The following is an 18,432-nucleotide window of genomic DNA, read 5'->3' as shown; positions in this document are numbered from 1 at the left end:
TTAATTGACTTTTTTGCTTTTTATGTAAAAATTGCGGTCTACTGCTACCTCGTCAATAGGATTTTTGAATTCTTCAGTTTTCCATTCAGCAGTGGGATAAATCCAGCTTTCGCTATCATTTATCTGAATTTTTACAGGCATATCAAAACCATCAACGATATCTAGGTATCTGAATTTAAGTGTTTTGTTCTCTATTTCGTATTGCAATAAGGGTATTTGAGTCGTACGTAAATATTGATCCCAGAATTGGGTTAAATCAATCCCGCTTTGGTCACTGATGTATTTTTCAACCTGTGCTGAGGTCACGGTTTTGTGATAGAACTCCTTATTTAAACCGCGTAGAATTTCGCGCCATTTTTCATCATCTTCAATAAGCTGTCGTACGGTGTGTAAAACGTTTGCACCTTTATAATACATATCACCACTACCTTCATAATCTACGCCATAAATACCGATGGTGGGGCGGTCGTTGCGTATAGCATTGCGCGTACCTATAACATAATCAGCAGCAGCTTCTTTGCCGTAGTGATAATCCAGAAACAGATTTTCAGAATAAGCGGTAAAGCCTTCGTGCACCCACATATCGGCTACGTCTCTGTTGGTTATATTATTGGCAAACCACTCGTGTCCGCTTTCGTGAATGATGATAAAATCAAACTTCAATCCCCATCCGGATCCTGACAGATCACGGCCTAAATAACCATTTTCATATTTATTACCGTAGGTGACATTGCTCTGGTGTTCCATACCCAGATAAGGCACTTCAACCAGTTTGTAGCCATCCTCATAAAACGGGTAGGGGCCAAACCAATGCTCAAACGCCTGAAGCATACGAGGCACATCTTTAAAATGACTTTTTGCTTTCTCCAGATTTTCCTTCAGCACGTAAAAGTTGAGGTCAAGCGTTCCGTTTTCGCCTTCATAGGTATCTGAAAAATGCGCATAATCTGCAAGATCAGCGCTCACAGCGTAGTTGTTTATGGGGTTTTTCACTGCCCAGTGATAGGTAGATTCTATTTCAGTCGAAGAAGAATCAACCAAACGACCATTACCTACACCCATAATATCTTTTGGGACGGTAATGTAGAGGTCAAGACTGTCTGCCTCATCGTAAGGAATATCTTTGTTTGGCCACCAGATAGAAGCACCAATACCCTGATTGGCATTAGCGGCAAAGGTTTTGCCCTGAGCATCTTTTTGCCAGGTCCATCCACCATCCCAGGGCAAACGGGCTCCAACGCGGGGCTTACCTTCAAATTTTAAGAGTAACTCATACTGCTTGCCTTTCTTTTGTTTTTCTTTAAGCGAAATAAAATGTGCCAGACCCTGCTTATCAATTTCCAGCTCTTTACCATCTTGAGTTGCACTAAGAAGTTTCATAGGCTCCTGCAAATCGATTTGAATTTTTTCGTTAGGTTCTAAAACCGTGTAGGTAACGGTGTTGCTTCCGGAAATAAATTCGTCTTCAGGATTGATGTCAACCTTTAAATCATAATGATTCAGATCCCACCAGGCACGCTCCGGAGTTATACTTCCCTTTAAGGTGTCCTGCTTGTTGAATTCTTTTTTAAGGGATTGCGCTTCGGCACAGCTAAAGTTTAGCAGGCTGAAAATCAAAAGCCCTGCACAGCTAATGGAAGAGGCGTTTGTCAAGCGGAAAATGTGTTTGAGATTGAATTTTAATGTCTTTTGCATCGGGATGATTCAGATTGATTAAATAATTAAAGTCACCTTGTACGACTGCCGAAGGTACTTTTAAAATTGCAAATTTGCCATCAGAAATAAACTGATCGCCAAATTGCTGGGTGTTTAGGTTATAGGGAAAATCGTTCCAAAATTCCGGTAATTCAGAATCAGGAAGGGTTTTGATAGCCAGGGAGTCTGGAATATCAATTTCAAGCATTATGAAATCTTTTGGCAAAGCCGAAAGACTCAAATGCACGGCTATTTCTGCAAGCGCTAAAGCCCTGCTTTGGGCCGTGTAGAGGATTTCGACACCTTTGCTATTCCACCGTGCGCCGCGTAATGCAACCCCTTTACCCGAAAGGCTGTCTGCATATTTTTCACGGGATAAACGGTAAAGAATCATTAAGCAAAAATACCTTGGTCTATATGGTGTAGCTCGTCTAGAACCAGATTTTTGCCGAAAGAATTGCTTAGCAGATCTATGGGCTTAAAATTACCAAGCGCAAAGCTGGGCGTGTTGAGCCAGTCGTAAAATTGCTTACGGGAGTCAAATACCTGAGCTCCTAACTGGGTGACTTCTGCCAATTCAAAGATTTTCTCGGCATGTGCAGGTTTAAAAATGTGATCACCTGCGGCCTTAAAGCGATCTAAAGAGCGTTTTGAAATATTTAAAAAATTTGCCCAGTCCACATCATCAAAGGGAGACTCTTCCTGGATGAGTTTAAAAATACGATAGGGAACACCGCTGTTTATGGCGTGAACCACGCGCATAGGACTATCCAGAAAAGTACCATAAGCCATTGCCGACTCATTTACTGTGCCTTCCTGAGTATAAATCTCAGAATAGTAGGAATTTATTTCCTCGTCTAAACGTTTATGCAAATCGCTCATAAGTGACAAATTTCCGTAAAATTATGACATTTGTCCTTGTTTTGCAATTTTTTAGCGCATAATTTGATTCGGGAAAACAACCGGACTTTCGTGACCGTTTGCTTCAACAGCCGAAACTCCAAAGAAGTAATTATCAATAACAATCCCTTCTAAGCTGGTTTCTTCAACATCGCCTACATAGCGACTGTAATCCCAGGTAGGAGAGGTGGTATCTCTCCAGTACACTTTATACCCTACCGCGCCGTCTACTTTTGTCCATTTCAGCTTTACATCGGCTTCTACAATTCCACCAATTTGTACTGTTTCGGGAGCAGGTGGAGCCCAGGCCAGACTGGCCAGATTGATTGCGTTTACTGCGGTAAGTTTTGCAGCATACGTGAAATTTACGTGTTCTACCACGTCGCCATAATTTATACCATCTTCGGTACGAATATCCTGATGCTGCTGGGTATAGTTTTCGTGCGCTTCCATAATGCGTATTCCGGCGAAGCCGAGATCATTGAAAGGACGGTGATGTCCGCCGCGTCCAAAACGATCCAGACGATAGATCATCATCGGGTTCATCTCGGGCATATATTTTTTGACGTTGCCATAAACGTAACGCGCGAGTTGTCGTGAAATGCCATCGACCTCGCCTCCGTAAAAGCGACGGGCATTGCGTTCTCTATCGGTTTCTTCCTTAGCGGTTATAGCTTCCGAAAAAATTCTAAAATCGCGGTTGCTTATCACGCCGTCAACGCCTTCAATATTACCAATCATATCATTATTTAGAACCCCGATGATATCCCAGCCTTGTTTTACCGCATATTCGGCGAGTCCCTTACCTCCAAAGAGTCCCTGTTCCTCACCTGAAAGCCCCACGTAGATAATGCTGTTTTCAAATTTGTACTTTGAAAGTACGCGTGCTGCTTCCATCGTGCCGGCCATCCCGCTGGCATTATCATTAGCTCCGGGAGCATCGGTCTCAAAATCCATCGTATTGCTGGCGCGTGAATCAATATCCCCACTCATAATGATGTAGCGGTTGGGATATTTGGTTCCCTTCTGAATAGCCACTACGTTAACTACATAGGCTTCTTTTGGGATGCGATTGCCCATATCTGGGGTAACCAGATCCTTTTGATAAAAAACATCCAGACAGTCCCCACAGGCTTCTGAGGTCTTATCAAATTCAGCCTTAATGTAACGCCGTGCGGCGCCAATACCGCGCGTATCGCTCAAGGTATCACTAAAAGTGTTACGGGTTCCAAACCCGGCCAGCGCCCGTACATCTTTTTCTATACGATCTGCCGATACCGAATTGATAATTCCGTAGATGCGTAAATCGGTTTCCGAGGGAACATTGTTCTGAGCCTGGACACTGAAAATACCAAGTGCAACGAATACTAGGGGGAAAATCTTTTTCATATATTTTTTTAAAAGGAATATAAAGAACGTTGAAAATTAATTATCTGCAAAGCGTTTCAGGAGATCGCGTACGCGGTCTGTGTCATCCACATAAAAACGGGCTGCCGTTTTTTGAAGTCCCACTTTAATACTGTAGGTATCTTCCGGTAAATCCTGAAACATGTATTCATCGGTCCAGTCGTCGCCAATAGCGAATTTGAAATCGTAGTTTTTATCAAAAATATGCTTGGTCGCGGCCTTGCCTTTGTGAATGGTACTGTCTTTAATCTCCAACACTTTATTACCATCCAGCACACCGAGTTCGTTATTAGCCGAAAGTTCTTTTAAAACGGTTGAAAGTTCGCTGGCGCGTTTTTCACCCAAATCGGGGTCTGCATTGCGATAGTGCCAGGCCAGAGAGTAGTTTTTTTCTTCAATAAAAGTACCGGCGGTACGGTCTACAAACTTTTCCAAAATGGGTTTTACAGTTTCCATCCAGTCGTTTTTCAATGCTTCGGTAACTGCCCATTCTCCGCCAATAGGACGTTTCCAGACTCCGTGTTCGGCAATGAGCGTGATGGGCACATCCTGCCACCATTCGCCCAGTGTATGCCGGTCACGACCGCTGATGATAACCACTTCGGTGTTTTCCTGACTTTCTATTTTGCGCACCAATTCAATGAGTTCATCGTCCGGACTCGCATCATTCGGATTGTTTACAAAAGCTCTTAAAGTCCCGTCGTAATCGAGGAACAAAATACGTTTGTTGGCTTTTTTGTAGTCTTCCAGCATTTGATCTTCCCGCTCACGCTGCATACGTACCGCCTCGACGATATCAGACTTGTGTGTGGTCTCATAGAGTGCATTCATAAAGTCTTCGGCCCATTTTTCAACATTGTAGCGCTTCAGTCTTTTTTGGAGGAATTTATTACGCTTAATTTGTTCGTCTTCCGGCATTTCTATGGCCAGCTTCAGCGCATCGGCGATTTCTTCAAAATTATTCGGATTGATTATGACCGCCTCGCTCATTTCCTGTGCAGCTCCGGCCATTTCGCTTAAAATCAAAACCCCGGTTTTATTGGTCCGGGTAGCGATATATTCTTTGGCGACCAGATTCATTCCATCCCTAATAGGTGTAAGCAATGCCACTTCACAGGTGGTGTACAGGTCTATAAGATTTTCAAAAGGCATTGAGCGGTAAAAATACCAGATGGGCGTCCAGCTTACCGAAGCAAACTTTCCGTTGATACGCCCCACGAGTTCATCTACTTCCTTTTTAAGCAATTGATACTGCGGAACGTTAGAACGCGAAGGTACTGCAAGCATTACCAGGCGTACTTTTTCTTTAAACTGTGGGTATTTCTCCAGAAAGTATTCATAAGCCCTGATGCGGTTTGCGATTCCCTTACTGTAATCCAGACGGTCTATAGACAGGATCATCTTGGCATCGGGCGTTGAATCAATATGCAAATCCAGACGTCGCTGCAATTCGGACTGGTTTTTTGCCGTGTCGTGTTTTTCAGCTGCGTCTGCAAACTTTTTGTAGTCAATCCCCATTGGGAACGAGTTCACCGTGATCATTCGATCTTTTAGCGTAATCTCGTTAAAACTTACCTCGTGTCTGAGAATTCGGGAAACCGAACTCAAAAAGTGACGTTGATAATCGTAGGTATGAAAGCCTATAAGGTCTGAACCTAATAACCCTTTTAAAATTTCTTCCCGCCACGGAAGGATTCGGAATACCTCATAAGAAGGAAAGGGGATATGCAGGAAAAATCCAATCTGCACATCGGGCCGTTCTTTTTTAATCAATGCCGGCAAAAGCATCAGCTGGTAATCGTGAACCCACACCGTATCGCCTTCTTCAATATTGTCGAGTACCACCTCGGCATATTTCTCATTTACCCTTTTATAACTCTGCCAGCTCTCTTTTTCAAATTCGGCATATTCAATAAAATAGTGAAACAGCGGCCAGATGGTACGGTTGGAGAAGCCGTAGTAAAAGCCATCTATGTCATCCTGATTTAAGGAAACCGGAACGCACTGCTCCTGAATCGTGGCTTCAACCACATCGTCAACCAGATCTGCGGGAATTTCTTCTTCGGTAAGTCCGGTCCAGCCAATCCAAACGCCATTGCCATCGCGGTGTACCGATTTCATGCCGGTAGCAAGACCGCCCACACTGGGGGTGGCTTCTATTTTGTGGTTTTCGATTTTTAACTGGAGGGGAAGTCTGTTAGATATTATGATCGTTTTGCTCATAAAAAGAGTTAATGGCGGGTTAGATTTTTCGTTAATGCTTAAATTTCGGAAAAACTAAGCGGTTACGCCACCCGTTTAATAGAACTTTAGAATTTCAAACGTTATATGAATAATTTAAACTACGGTATTATAGGGAATTGCAGGAGTGCTGCCCTCATTTCTGATAAAGGCTCTATAGATTGGTGCTGTTTGCCCAAATTTGACGCTCCTTCGGTTTTTGCAAAATTACTGGATACCAAAAAAGGAGGCTCGCTGGGGTTTGAGGTTGATGACGACTATACCATCACGCAAAAGTATATGTGGCAGACTAACATCTTGCGTACGATGTTTGATGACGGAAGCAATGCTTTTGAAGTCTTTGATTTTATGCCGCGTTATGAGAAGCGGGGCGGAAAGTTCTATGCGCCACCTGATGTAATCCGTTTTATTAGATTGGTGAAAGGCAAGCCGGTATTTAAAATTATTTACGATCCTAAACTCGAGTATGCCGGTTGTGAAACGATTACGGAAGATAAAGGCGGGTATCTCGAAAGCTTTACGGAAGAAGGCAAGTACGACTCTGTTTATTTGTACAGCAATATTGAAAATCAAAAAATCCTGAATCGCGAATCGGTTGAGATGACGGGTAACGTGTATTTGCTGTTGTCGTATCACGAAAAGCTGGTTCCGCAAAGTCTGGATCGGGCCTATCTCAAATTTCAGCGTACCAAGGTGTACTGGATGAACTGGAGTGACGCGACTACCAAATACCCCAATTATCAAAATGAAATTATGCGTAGCGCTTTAGTCTTGAAAGCACTCACGTATGAAAAATCGGGTGCGGTGCTGGCTGCAGCAACAACCTCGTTGCCCGAAGCCATAGGCGAAGAGCGCAACTGGGATTACCGATTCTGTTGGGTGCGCGACGCCTCTATGGTGATTCGTGTAATTGCAGGACTGGGACACACCAAATCTGCCCGTAAATTTTTACAGTTTATTATTGATACCATTCCCGATAAGGATGAGAAAATACAGATTATGTATGGTATAAACGGCGAAAAAACCCTGACCGAACGCACGCTTGATCATCTGGAAGGCTATGAGGGATCAAAACCTGTGCGCGTGGGTAATGCGGCTTATACGCAGCGGCAGAACGACATTTACGGGATATTGATGGAAGTGATTTACCATCAGTTTGTGAAATTTGAAACCAGTCTTGAAAACAGTGAAGCGCTGTGGACCATCGTTCGCGGCATTGTCAAAATCGTAGAACAACACTGGAAAGAGCCTGATAAAGGCATCTGGGAATTGCGTACCGAAGACAAGCACTTTACATTTTCAAAATTACTCTGCTGGGTCGCGGTAAATCGTGCGGTCAAAATTGCCGATGTGATTTCAAATACCCGGGATACCGAGCATTGGAAAGACTTGCGTCAGGAGATTTTTGAAGACATCTGCGCTAACGCCTGGAATGAGGAAGTACAGGCCTATACGCAGGCCTACGGCTCAAAAGATCTCGACGCTTCAACCTTACTGATGGAGCAATATGGCTTTCTCGACGCTACAGATCACCGCTATGTATCAACGGTACGTGCAACCGAACGTGAATTGTGCAAAGACGGACTCATGTATCGTTATAAAAATAAGGACGATTTTGGGGAGCCCAGCAGTTCGTTTACCATCTGTACCTTCTGGCTTATTGATAGTTTGTATAAAATAGGGGAGTGTGATAAAGCCAAAGAATACTTTGATCAGTTGCTTTCGTACAGTAACCATCTGGGATTATTCAGTGAGGATATTGATTTTGAAACCAAGCATTTGCTGGGGAATTTCCCGCAAGCCTATTCGCATCTTGCGCTAATAAAAACCGCCGAAAACTTCTCTAAGACGACCACACTCGAAGAACCTTTTAAATCGATTTTCTACTAAATTAAAAAGGGAGGTTTTCAAACCTCCCTTTTTAATTAATATCTGGCGTCAATGATACGCTTCATACTCACATCTTCATAATTACGCTTGACGAAATCCAGAGCAGTCTTAACAATCTGACCCATGGAATCTGCGCGCTTAAATTTCATATCGTGCGTGTAATCGTACAGTTGTTTTTTTAACGATTTTAGATTCTCTTCGGTAGAAATCGTGTCTTTAGACATACATTTTAATAAGCGACGCAGGCGGTTTTTTGAAGTGATGATCCGTTTTGCGAGTACTGCACGTTCTTCTTCCCGGTATTGTTCTATTGAATTGTCCCGCAATCTGTTAGAAACCAATTCAACCATTTTAAAATTCTCTTTAAATATATGCGGTTTATATACTTTATAATTTCCCTCATAAGCCTGCTGATCAAAGTCTATCGCCCGTATTTTGTATTTGATATGGTCAAAGTCGTGCGTGGGGATGACGACATAATTGTATGAACGCATATCGCCCAGCAATAAGATCATACAACGCTCATTAAACTTTACAAACTCTTTAGCCAGCTGCGCTTTGCCCACATCATCACAATGCGGAAGGTATTCTGCTATAAAAACATCACCGGGAATACCGTGAATGTGTTCTTCAATAAGCGTGTCTTTGTAAACCAAAAAGTTAATACGGTTGGGAGATAGAATGTGCTCCAGATCAAGCCCGTAGATGCGACTGGCATCGGCTTTTTTCACATAGAAGTAGGTGTAATTGTCATTAAAAATATTGTTGATTTTTATGCGGAAGGGCTTTGAGTTCCCAAACGTACAATAGTCAATAGAGGCGACCTTGAGGAAGGGTAAAATGCTTTCGCTCCCGTCAGAATGCAGAATGGCATAAACCCGCTTCAGGCTTTCTTCAATCTCATCGCGCTCGTGTTCCGGATAGTACACACTAATCCATAACGTGTCGTTATCATTCTTATCGTAGATATTGATTCCGCCCGAAAAACGCAGTAAATCATCATAAAACACGGGGATTTTAATCTCCCGGTTGTATTTGGTCAAATATTCTTTAAGCTTCTCACTTATAGGGTAAGAAGGTTTTTTTTTGGACATTAATTTTTCTTCCATTGTGGTGCGATTTCGCATAAAGGTAAGAAGCTTATGTAACAAAACCAGCCACTCACCGTCTTGTTGATGTACGTTAATTCTAAAAATACGCTTTTGGAGACAATTCTTACTTTAAATAATCTTACAAAACATTACGGCAGGGTAAAGGCGGTAAACGATCTTAGTTTTACCATCGAAAAAGGTAATGTTTACGGTATTCTGGGACCTAATGGTAGTGGGAAATCAACCACGCTGGGTATGGTGCTCAATGTGGTAAATGCGACTTCGGGCGATTTTAAATGGTTTGACGGGAGTGATACCACGCACAACGCGCTTAAAAAGGTGGGTGCAATCATCGAGCGGCCTAATTTTTACCCGTATATGACCGCTGCCCAGAATCTAAAGCTGGTTTGCACAATTAAGGGAATTGATCCTTCAAAAATTGAAGAAAAGCTTGAGACCGTACATCTGCTCGATCGTAAGGACAGTAAGTTTAGCACATTTTCGCTGGGGATGAAGCAACGCCTCGCTATCGCTTCGGCGTTGTTAAATGATCCTGAAATACTCATTCTCGACGAACCCACAAACGGGCTAGACCCACAGGGAATTCATCAGATTCGGGAGATTATTAAGAAAATCGCATCAGGTGGTACAACGATTCTTCTGGCTTCTCACTTGCTTGATGAGGTTGAAAAAGTGTGTTCGCATGTGGTGATCATACGCAAAGGAGTGAAGTTGTATGCCGGTCCGGTAGATGAACTTAACGCCAGTCACGGTTTCTTTGAATTGCGTTGCGAAAAGCATCAGGAGCTTCTTCAGGCGCTTGAGGCCCATCCTGATTTTGCTTCCTTAAAGGATGAAAATGGTCTGGTTACGGCATTTCTTAAAAATCCGCTATCGGCCGAAGCATTAAACAGCTACCTTTTTGAGAAAGGAATTATTCTTTCTCATCTGGTGATGCGAAAAGAAAGCCTCGAAGAACAATTTTTACAACTTACCGCTAAACTTAACTAAGCAACCTTATGTTACGATTACTTACTATAGAATTCTATAAACTGAAACACAGCCGTTCTTCAAAGGTGCTTAGTATTGCGTATTTTGTAATTCTATCCTTTATCGCTTTGATCGCTTCGATCGAGTTCAATATTGGCGATATCCAGGTGCGTATTGCAGACCAGGGGATTTTTAATTTTCCATTTATCTGGCATTTTAATACCTGGATTGCTGCGACTTTAAAGTTTTTTCTGGCAATTGTGATTGTCTCAATGATTTCTAACGAATACAGCAACCGAACCTTAAAACAAAACCTTATTGACGGTCTTAGTAAAAAGGAATTTATTCTTTCCAAATTTTACACCGTTGTCGCTTTCTCCTTACTTTCTACGCTTTTCATTCTGATTATGACGCTGATTTTAGGCTATTCATTTTCAGATTATACCGAGTTTAGCATCGTCACCCGGGAAATGGAATTCCTGTTTGCCTATTTTTTAAAACTGGTAGGATTCTTTTCGTTCTGCCTGTTTCTAGGAGTCCTGGTTAAACGATCTGCTTTTGCGTTGGGCTTCTTGTTTGTATGGTGGATTTTTGAAAACATTACCTACGGTATTTTACGCTGGAAGATTTCTGAAAACCTTGCAGATGCTGTGGTGCAATTCTTTCCGCTGGAGTCTATGAAAAATCTGATTAATTTACCCTTTCAGCGCCTCAGCTTTATAGAAACAGCGGCCAATCAGCTTCAGGCAGATATCGCTATAGATTATGCGGTACACTGGTATGAAGTAGCCATTGTTTCGGTTTGGGTTTTTATTTTTATATATGGTTCTTATGCTTTATTGAAGAAGCGCGATCTGTAGTGTTTATTTGGTCTGAATTATAAGCAATTTCATCCAGAGGTTTTTAGGTTTAGATTCTTAAAACGTAACTTACCTGAAAATTGTAAAAATTGAAATTGAGAAGATTACCGTCGTGGTTTACCTTATTAGGCGTCTGTATCCTATTTGCGTGCGGAAATGTATTTTCTCAGGGACAAGCCAATAACTGGTATTTTGGTTATGGAGCAGGTTTAAACTTCAGCACCGGTAGTCCCAGACCGCTTACTGATGGTAGTCTTTATACGTTAGAAGGATGTGCCAGTATTTCTAGTGAAAACGGAAATCTGCTTTTTTATACCGATGGTATTACGGTTTACCGAGCCGATCACAGTATCATGCCTAACGGCAATGGCTTGTTGGGGGATCCTTCGAGTACACAATCTGCCATTATCATTTCCCAGCCCGATACTCCTGGGATTTATTACATTTTTACAGTAGATACCGTCACTCAGGAGGGAGAGGTAAACGAAGGTATAAATTATTCGGTAGTTGATTTCAATCAGGATCCCCAGGGTATAGTAATACAAAAAAATGTCAATCTTCTTGCTTATGGTGCCGAAAAGTTAAGCGCTGTAATCAAGAGTTGTACAGACAATAGCGTATGGATTGTTATGCTTTCTTCTTCTAACGGAAACCTAGGACTTTTAGACACATTTTATGCTTATGAGTTAAGTCAAAACGGACTCCGAACCACTCCGGTTCGATCTGCTGCCGGTTTTTCGGTGGGAGACCCCAGAGGAAACTTAAAGTTCTCACCAGACGGAACCAAACTTGCCTGTGCCAATAATGGGGAAGGTCTTTATCTGGCTGATTTCAATTCGCTAACCGGAAGGGTTTCGAACTCGAGAAGACTGGTCATAGATGGGTTTAACTATGCAGCCTATGGGATCGAATTTTCGCCTAACAACCGCTATCTATACTGCCACAGTTCAAATAATGAAAATCCCAGCGAACCACCTCAAAGTCATTTTTCTTCTTTAATTCAATATGACACTCAGGCCACTGATATCAGTGCAAGCCAGGTATTGCTTGATCAGCAAAATCTGTTTAGAGGTAGTTTACAACTTGCTCCGGATGGTAAAATTTACCGTACCCTGAGCAGGGGATATCAGGATGGTTCCTCGTATTTAGGAGTTATTGATGCTCCCAACGAGGCAGGTACCGCAGCTATTTACAGAGATCGTGCGATTTTTTTGGAAACAGGAGTGAGTCACCAGGGATTACCACCATTTAATCAGTCTTTATTCAATGAACTTGACATTATCCAAAATGATATCAGTTCCCGGCAGCTTCCACTTTGTGACGGGGATACCTATACGCTGCAATATCAGCCCGTAATGGGGGCGAGTTATTCCTGGTATCGTAACGATAATGAGCTACGCAGTGCAAATGATTACCGGTTGACAATTCGCCAGCCGGCTGGTGTAACCTTACCTTATACAGAAACCTATAAGTTTGTATTGGATTTAAATGACGGCAGCTGTGAAAAAGTAGGTATAGCTGAAGTAACCTATTACCCGTACCAGCGTGCCGTGCCTAATGTTAGGCTTGTGCAGTGTGAGGATTCTGAAACCGCTGATGGTTTGAGTATTTTCAATTTAGATCAGGCTCGTAATCAACTTACAGACGGTCTTGAAGGGTTTGATGTTACCTATCATTACACGCAGAGTGATGCGACTAATGACCTTAACCCCATTGACCCTTTTGGCTACGAGAATACTTCCCCAACTGAAGTATTATGGGCGCGCATTTTTAGTCCGGCGGGTTGTGCAACGGTAAATTCCTTTACTTTGGAAGTAAGCTCTACTCAGGCTTCGAGTGCCTCAATTGAGCAGTGTGATTTGGGAGATACCGGTTTTGCCGAGTTTGATTTAAGTCTGGCTGATGATCAGGTTTTGGGCACGAGTAGTGGAACCTTAGATGTCAACTACTATTTATCAGAGCGTGGAGCACTCCTCGAAGATGAGGACGAGCTTCTTCCTGATCTATACAGCAATATACAGGCTTACGAGCAGGAAATTTTCGCCCGTGTAGAGAATAACAATGCCTGTTTTGCTATTAGTCCGGTCAATCTTCGGGTATTGGCCAGACCTCAATTCAGCCTGCCTCAAAGTCAGTTTTACTGCGCTACAAATTTCCCGGCATTGCAAACCTTTAGTCCTGATTATTCTGAATTGGACCCCTCACAGAATTACAGCTACGAATGGATGCCGGAAGGGCAGACCACACCGGAGTTGTCAACGAATTTAACCGGTGAGCATACGCTGCGCGTGACCAATCTGGCTACAGGATGTTTTCGCGAGGAAAGCTTCTTAATTGAAGAAAAAGAACTCGCTACCATTGATAATATAGAGGTGACTGATGCTACCGAAAACAATATTGCCATTATCTCTTTCTCGGGGAATGGGGAGTACGAACTAGCTCTGGATGATCCGCTCGGGCCTTATCAGGAGGACGGTACTTTTGAAGGATTACAGCCCGGTTTTCATACGGTCTACATTCGGTCTAAAGAGGGCTGTGGCATCGTGGAGCAGGAATTCAGCATTATTGGTTTTCCCAAGTTTTTTACTCCGAATGGAGACGGTTACCACGATTACTGGAATGTAAAGGGGATTAGCGATCTCGTACAGCCGGGAACTTCGGTGCGGGTTTTTAACCGCTTTGGTAAACTGATTAAAGAACTGGACCCAACCTCTTCCGGATGGGATGGTACATTTGGCGGTGAGAATCTTCCGGCAGATGACTACTGGTTTCGGATTCTGCTTGAGGATGGCCGGGAATTCAAATCGCATTTTACCCTCAAGCGATAAGCGCCACATCATCTTTTAGTATTTCTTTTCGGCTTTAAAAAGCTAAAGTGCGTAATTTTAAACGGCTTGTAAAATACTATGTTTTTTCAGGTTTTATGTAAGGTTTTCGCCCTGCGGCTTACTAATTTTTAAAAATTCAGCATCTTGAAATTCAATATACAATCCGAATTTAAACCTACCGGCGATCAGCCTTCTGCCATCAAACAACTGGTGCAGGGCATTGATTCCGGCGAACGTTATCAAACGCTTTTGGGAGTTACCGGTAGCGGTAAGACTTTTACCGTTGCCAACGTTTTGCAGGAAGTGCAGAAACCCACTTTGGTACTGGCTCATAACAAAACGCTTGCTGCCCAATTATACAGTGAGTTCAAGGCTTTTTTTCCGAACAATGCGGTGGAGTATTTCGTTTCCTATTACGATTATTATCAGCCGGAAGCCTATATTCCCACTTCAGGAACGTATATCGAAAAAGATCTCTCGATCAATGAAGAGATCGAAAAACTGCGTTTGAGTACCACTTCCTCCCTTTTGAGCGGCCGTCGTGATATTATCGTAGTGGCTTCGGTGTCGTGTTTATACGGTATCGGAAACCCGGTGGAATTTCAGAAAAACGTGATTTCTATCGAAAAAGATATGGTGATTTCGCGTACGATGTTGCTCAAGCGCCTCGTACAAAGTCTCTACAGCCGTACTACCGGCGAATTCAATCGGGGAAATTTCCGCATAAAAGGAGATACGGTTGATATTTTTCCGGGATACGATGACCACGCGTTTCGCGTACATTTTTTTGGTGATGAGATCGAAGATATTGAAGCTTTTGATGTCACAACCAACGAGATTTTAGAGAAATACGACCGACTCAATATTTATCCTGCAAATATGTTTGTGACAAGTCCTGACAGATTGCAGAATGCGATTGATCAGATCGGTTTTGATATGGTAAAGCAGGTGGAGTATTTCAAGGAAATTGGGAAGCATTTGGAGGCCAAAAGACTTGAGGAACGCACCAACTTTGATCTGGAAATGATACGCGAACTGGGTTATTGCAGCGGAATTGAGAATTACTCGCGCTATCTGGACGGAAGGGAACCCGGTACCAGGCCGTTCTGTCTGCTTGATTATTTCCCTAATGATTATTTGATGGTCGTGGACGAAAGTCACGTGACCGTGTCTCAGGTGAGCGCGATGTACGGCGGTGACCGAAGCCGAAAGGAAAACCTGGTGGAATACGGATTCAGACTTCCTGCGGCGATGGATAACCGTCCATTGAAGTTTGAAGAATTTGAAGCTTTGCAAAATCAGGTGATTTATGTGAGTGCGACACCTGCGGATTACGAGTTGCAAAAGTCTGAAGGAACCTACGTGGAGCAAATCATACGTCCTACAGGATTGCTGGATCCAATCGTAGAGGTTCGCCCCAGTCTGAATCAGATAGATGATTTGATTGAAGAAATTCAGAAGCGGGTGGATAAAGACGAGCGTACGCTGGTCACGACTTTAACCAAGCGTATGGCGGAAGAATTAACGAAATACCTGACTCGTGTAGATATCAGAACCCGATATATTCACTCTGATGTTGATACCCTGGAGCGTGTTGAAATCATGTCTGACCTGCGGAAAGGTATTTTTGACGTGTTGGTAGGTGTTAACCTCCTGCGGGAAGGTCTGGATTTACCGGAAGTTTCCCTCGTAGCTATTTTAGATGCAGATAAAGAAGGGTTTCTGAGAAGTAACCGTTCGCTGACGCAGACCATTGGTCGGGCTGCGCGAAATATCAACGGTCTCGCCATAATGTATGCCGATAAGATTACGAAGAGTATGCAGGAAACCATTGACGATTCTGAGTATAGAAGGCAGAAACAAATCGCATACAACGAAAAACACGGACTGAAACCTGTGGCAATCAAAAAATCACTGGAAAGCGCTTTGGCCAAGAAAGAGAAATTCAAGTTTGAGGCCGAAGAGCTTACCAATGTGGCTGCCGAACCGGACACAGCTTATATGAGCAAACCCAATCTGGAAAAACTCATACGCGACACCCGTAAAAAAATGGAAGCAGCAGCCAAAGAACTGGATTTTATGGAAGCAGCTAAATTGCGCGACCGTATTAAAACCTATCAGGAGCAGATTAAGGAATTGGCTTAATTTAAGACCAAAGCTTTTAAGTCGTTTTCTAAACCTCACAGGTCTCCAAGACCTGTGAGGTTTATTATTTATTCGTATTTGGCTAAAAATTGAACCACCGTGTCGCGGTAACTGCGGCTTATGGGCAAGGTCTCACCTTCGATCTCGATGTGTTCTGCCGTATAGGCTTTAATAGCTGAAGCCGAAATAATAAAAGAGCGGTGAATGCGTAAAAACTGATCGGGAGGTAATTTAGACTCAAAATTGGAAATGGTCTCACGGGTGACGTGCGTTTCGGTTTGCGTATGGATTTTGATATAATCGCTGAGACTTTCCACATAGATGATTTCATCAAAATCAATCTTAATCATCTTACGATCAGATCGCACAAATACAAAAGGATTTGCAGTTTTATCAAGCACTAAAGGCTTTTCCGGGCTTTGTTTTTCAGATTGCCTGCCGGTGCATTTGTAAACGGCCTGAACCAAACGTTCAAACGAAATGGGTTTAAGCAGGTAATCTACGGCCTGCAATTCAAAGCCTTCAACTGCATATTCCCGATGGGCGGTGGTAAAAATAACCTGAAGTTCTTTTTGAACCAGTTTAGCAAACGAAAGACCGGTAACTTCGGGCATATTGATGTCAAGAAAAACCAGATCTGCTGGATTATTTTTTAAAAACGAGAGCGCGTCGATGGCATTTTTAAATTCCCCCTGTATCGCTACTTCAGGAATACGCTGCAAGTGCGTTCTCAGAATTTCACGTGCGGCTGGTTCGTCGTCAATAATTAATGCCAAAAGTTTTTCAGTCATGTAAGCTGATTTTTAAAGTTACCACATAGCTGTTTTTGGGCGTTTTTACCTGCAAATCATAGTGATTGGAATACAGCAATTCGAGTCGCTTCCGGATGTTTGTAAGGCCGATCCTGGCTGTTTCAATCTCGGTTTCCTCATTTCGCGTGGTGTTTTCAATGTGAAAGAGCAACTGTGTCTTAGTAACTTCAAATTTCATATGAATCTGAAGTTTTCCGTCTACAATAGCGCCGTGTTTAAAGGCATTTTCCACAAACGGGAGAAAAAGCATGGGCGGTACCCGAATGTTTTCGTCAAAATCATTTTTAGCGATAGTAACCTCAAGCGTATCCTGAAAACGGATCTGCTCCAGACTTATGTACTCTTCAATGTGATCGAGTTCCTGTTTGAGAAAAACTTCTTTCTCGGTGACCTGATACAGGATGTAATCGAGCAGATTTGACAGTTTTAGAATGATATCAGGGGTTTGCAAGGATTGTTTTAAAGCAAAACCGTAAATGGTATTGAGTGCATTAAACAAAAAATGGGGATGGATTTGTTTTTTCAGGTAGTGCAGTTCCTGATCTTTAAGATGCAGCTGCGCATCGAGGATTTTATTCTCCAGATTTTTATTTTGCGAAAGGGTGTTGAAATTGTGATTGAGGATATAGACAAAGCTTACCAAACCTACGACCAGATAGATCAGTATCAGGATAAACACCAGATTGCGGCTCATCACCGGCGTATTTTCGACCTGTAGATTGGAGATAAAAATGAAGCTGCCTATCATCGTCACCGTAGTGAGAAAAGCAGTGAAAATGACAACATAGGTACTGTACAAACCAAAAAGCCAGTATTTGCGATTCATCAAATACCTTGGGATTAGGTAATAAACCGTGGTGTAGGTGGTGAGCATCGTTATAGGTAATAGAATGCTTGAAAACCAGGTTACGTAAAGCGTGTTGGTAGTATTATAGCTAAAGAAATACACATAGAAAAACCAGACGCCTACCCACAACAAAAAGTGCGAGGCAAAGAGTTTAGTCTGGTTAAACTTCAGCAAATCCATAGCTGCAAGATGCTAAAAAAGCCCGAAACCCAAAGCGTTTTGAGACGAATGACTGTTTTTAAGGGGTTTTTGACCGGGTCATCTATAGTGTTGAATCCCGATAAAAACCCGTTAGCCGTCGCAAATAAAAATCGGCTACCTTTATTCGGGTTAGTTTTGAAAGATAATCTTTAAAAAAACCAAAGTATGTTACTAGACCGAATTCAGGAAGGTGGTCCGTTTTTTATGTGGCCAATTGTTATTGTATTTATCGTGATTGTCGCGCTGTTTGTGCGTCAATTGTTGAGCAAAGCTGATAAAGCCCAAACCATTGTTTTAATCAGCAACACCAGTCTGTTTATCCTAAGCTGGGGAATTTTGGGCAGTGTCATAGGCCTTATAGAAGCCTTTGATGCGGTTGAAAGTATGGGCGATGTGTCTCAGGGTATGATGGCCGGCGGATTGAAAGTGGCTTTCCTGACTACGGTTTTTGGTCTGGTAACCTTTATTTTTGCCCGCTTGTTTATTCTGATTTTAAACCTTCTGAAGGGCTGAAAGCTCCAAAAT

At 42.7% G+C, this 18,432-nt stretch carries 14 protein-coding genes; 6 read left to right on the top strand and 8 right to left on the bottom strand.

Annotated features, from left to right (window positions below):
- Genes LLW17_RS00250 through LLW17_RS00230 form a run of 5 tightly spaced genes read right to left on the bottom strand, consistent with a single transcriptional unit; the run spans position 1 to position 6,225 of the window.
- Complete coding sequence (locus tag LLW17_RS00250) at positions 1-1,695, bottom strand: M1 family metallopeptidase (protein WP_228228258.1); 1,695 nt, start codon at positions 1,693-1,695, stop codon at positions 1-3.
- Positions 1,631-2,089: an RES family NAD+ phosphorylase gene (locus tag LLW17_RS00245; protein WP_228228257.1), complete on the bottom strand. Its 459-nt coding sequence runs from the start codon at positions 2,087-2,089 to the stop codon at positions 1,631-1,633. Before LLW17_RS00245 ends, LLW17_RS00250 begins: the two co-directional genes overlap by 65 nt.
- Positions 2,089-2,577 (bottom strand): Xre family toxin-antitoxin system antitoxin, encoded by a 489-nt coding sequence (locus LLW17_RS00240; protein ID WP_228228256.1) that lies wholly within the window; start codon positions 2,575-2,577, stop codon positions 2,089-2,091. The genes LLW17_RS00245 and LLW17_RS00240 overlap by 1 nt, the downstream gene beginning before the upstream one ends.
- 51 nt (positions 2,578-2,628) lie before the next feature.
- Positions 2,629-3,984 (bottom strand): M28 family peptidase, encoded by a 1,356-nt coding sequence (locus LLW17_RS00235; protein ID WP_228228255.1) that lies wholly within the window; start codon positions 3,982-3,984, stop codon positions 2,629-2,631.
- A 36-nt stretch (positions 3,985-4,020) separates the two neighbouring features.
- Positions 4,021-6,225 carry a bifunctional alpha,alpha-trehalose-phosphate synthase (UDP-forming)/trehalose-phosphatase gene (locus tag LLW17_RS00230; RefSeq protein ID WP_228228254.1) on the bottom strand — a complete coding sequence of 735 codons (2,205 nt, stop codon included), beginning with the start codon at positions 6,223-6,225 and terminating at the stop codon, positions 4,021-4,023.
- 105 nt (positions 6,226-6,330) lie between these two features.
- On the opposite strand from LLW17_RS00230, the gene LLW17_RS00225 reads away from it, so the two are divergent.
- The gene (locus tag LLW17_RS00225) at positions 6,331-8,133 is read left to right on the top strand and encodes a glycoside hydrolase family 15 protein (RefSeq protein WP_228228253.1); all 1,803 of its coding nucleotides are present in this window, start codon (positions 6,331-6,333) and stop codon (positions 8,131-8,133) included.
- A 35-nt stretch (positions 8,134-8,168) separates the two neighbouring features.
- Here LLW17_RS00225 and LLW17_RS00220 read toward each other — a convergent pair whose 3' ends face one another.
- A complete protein-coding gene (locus tag LLW17_RS00220; RefSeq protein WP_228228252.1) occupies positions 8,169-9,242 on the bottom strand; it encodes a hypothetical protein in 1,074 nt (357 codons plus the stop codon).
- 93 nt (positions 9,243-9,335) lie between these two features.
- Between LLW17_RS00220 and LLW17_RS00215 the strand changes: the two genes are divergently transcribed.
- The 4 genes from LLW17_RS00215 (at position 9,336) to uvrB (ending at position 16,047) form a co-directional block, all read left to right on the top strand.
- Positions 9,336-10,235, top strand: coding sequence for an ABC transporter ATP-binding protein (locus LLW17_RS00215; protein WP_228228251.1), 900 nt, complete (start codon positions 9,336-9,338; stop codon positions 10,233-10,235).
- Between the two features lie 8 nt (positions 10,236-10,243).
- Positions 10,244-11,074 carry an ABC transporter permease gene (locus LLW17_RS00210; protein WP_228228250.1) on the top strand — a complete coding sequence of 277 codons (831 nt, stop codon included), beginning with the start codon at positions 10,244-10,246 and terminating at the stop codon, positions 11,072-11,074.
- Positions 11,075-11,169: 95 nt separating this feature from the next.
- Complete coding sequence (locus LLW17_RS00205) at positions 11,170-13,902, top strand: T9SS type B sorting domain-containing protein (protein ID WP_228228249.1); 2,733 nt, start codon at positions 11,170-11,172, stop codon at positions 13,900-13,902.
- Between the two features lie 144 nt (positions 13,903-14,046).
- Positions 14,047-16,047, top strand: a complete 2,001-nt coding sequence (uvrB, locus tag LLW17_RS00200; protein WP_228228248.1) for an excinuclease ABC subunit UvrB — start codon at positions 14,047-14,049, stop codon at positions 16,045-16,047.
- A 68-nt stretch (positions 16,048-16,115) separates the two neighbouring features.
- Here uvrB and LLW17_RS00195 read toward each other — a convergent pair whose 3' ends face one another.
- Positions 16,116-16,838 (bottom strand): LytR/AlgR family response regulator transcription factor, encoded by a 723-nt coding sequence (locus LLW17_RS00195; RefSeq protein ID WP_228228247.1) that lies wholly within the window; start codon positions 16,836-16,838, stop codon positions 16,116-16,118.
- A complete protein-coding gene (locus LLW17_RS00190) occupies positions 16,831-17,886 on the bottom strand; it encodes a sensor histidine kinase (protein WP_228228246.1) in 1,056 nt (351 codons plus the stop codon). Before LLW17_RS00190 ends, LLW17_RS00195 begins: the two co-directional genes overlap by 8 nt.
- A 186-nt stretch (positions 17,887-18,072) precedes the next feature.
- Here LLW17_RS00190 and LLW17_RS00185 point away from each other — a divergent pair, with 186 nt between their 5' ends.
- Entirely contained in the window at positions 18,073-18,420 is a 348-nt protein-coding gene (locus tag LLW17_RS00185) for a MotA/TolQ/ExbB proton channel family protein (RefSeq protein ID WP_228228245.1), read from the top strand.
- Positions 18,421-18,432 lie beyond the last annotated feature (12 nt).

The organism is Leeuwenhoekiella parthenopeia, from assembly GCF_020782115.1.
GTDB lineage: Bacteria > Bacteroidota > Bacteroidia > Flavobacteriales > Flavobacteriaceae > Leeuwenhoekiella > Leeuwenhoekiella parthenopeia.
The sequence above is the reverse complement of the archived record's forward strand: the minus strand, read 5'-3'. Positions and strand labels throughout refer to the sequence as shown.

Bases quoted from the DNA above. Each gene is read 5' to 3' on its own strand.
- LLW17_RS00245 (WP_228228257.1), bottom strand. From the start codon at position 2,089: ATGATTCTTTACCGTTTATCCCGTGAAAAATATGCAGACAGCCTTTCG.
- LLW17_RS00225 (WP_228228253.1), top strand. From the start codon at position 6,331: ATGAATAATTTAAACTACGGTATTATAGGGAATTGCAGGAGTGCTGCC.
- LLW17_RS00220 (WP_228228252.1), bottom strand. From the start codon at position 9,242: ATGGAAGAAAAATTAATGTCCAAAAAAAAACCTTCTTACCCTATAAGT.
- LLW17_RS00195 (WP_228228247.1), bottom strand. From the start codon at position 16,838: ATGACTGAAAAACTTTTGGCATTAATTATTGACGACGAACCAGCCGCA.
- LLW17_RS00235 (WP_228228255.1), bottom strand. From the start codon at position 3,984: ATGAAAAAGATTTTCCCCCTAGTATTCGTTGCACTTGGTATTTTCAGT.
- LLW17_RS00240 (WP_228228256.1), bottom strand. From the start codon at position 2,577: ATGAGCGATTTGCATAAACGTTTAGACGAGGAAATAAATTCCTACTAT.
- LLW17_RS00230 (WP_228228254.1), bottom strand. From the start codon at position 6,225: ATGAGCAAAACGATCATAATATCTAACAGACTTCCCCTCCAGTTAAAA.
- LLW17_RS00210 (WP_228228250.1), top strand. From the start codon at position 10,244: ATGTTACGATTACTTACTATAGAATTCTATAAACTGAAACACAGCCGT.
- LLW17_RS00185 (WP_228228245.1), top strand. From the start codon at position 18,073: ATGTTACTAGACCGAATTCAGGAAGGTGGTCCGTTTTTTATGTGGCCA.
- LLW17_RS00190 (WP_228228246.1), bottom strand. From the start codon at position 17,886: ATGGATTTGCTGAAGTTTAACCAGACTAAACTCTTTGCCTCGCACTTT.
- LLW17_RS00250 (WP_228228258.1), bottom strand. From the start codon at position 1,695: ATGCAAAAGACATTAAAATTCAATCTCAAACACATTTTCCGCTTGACA.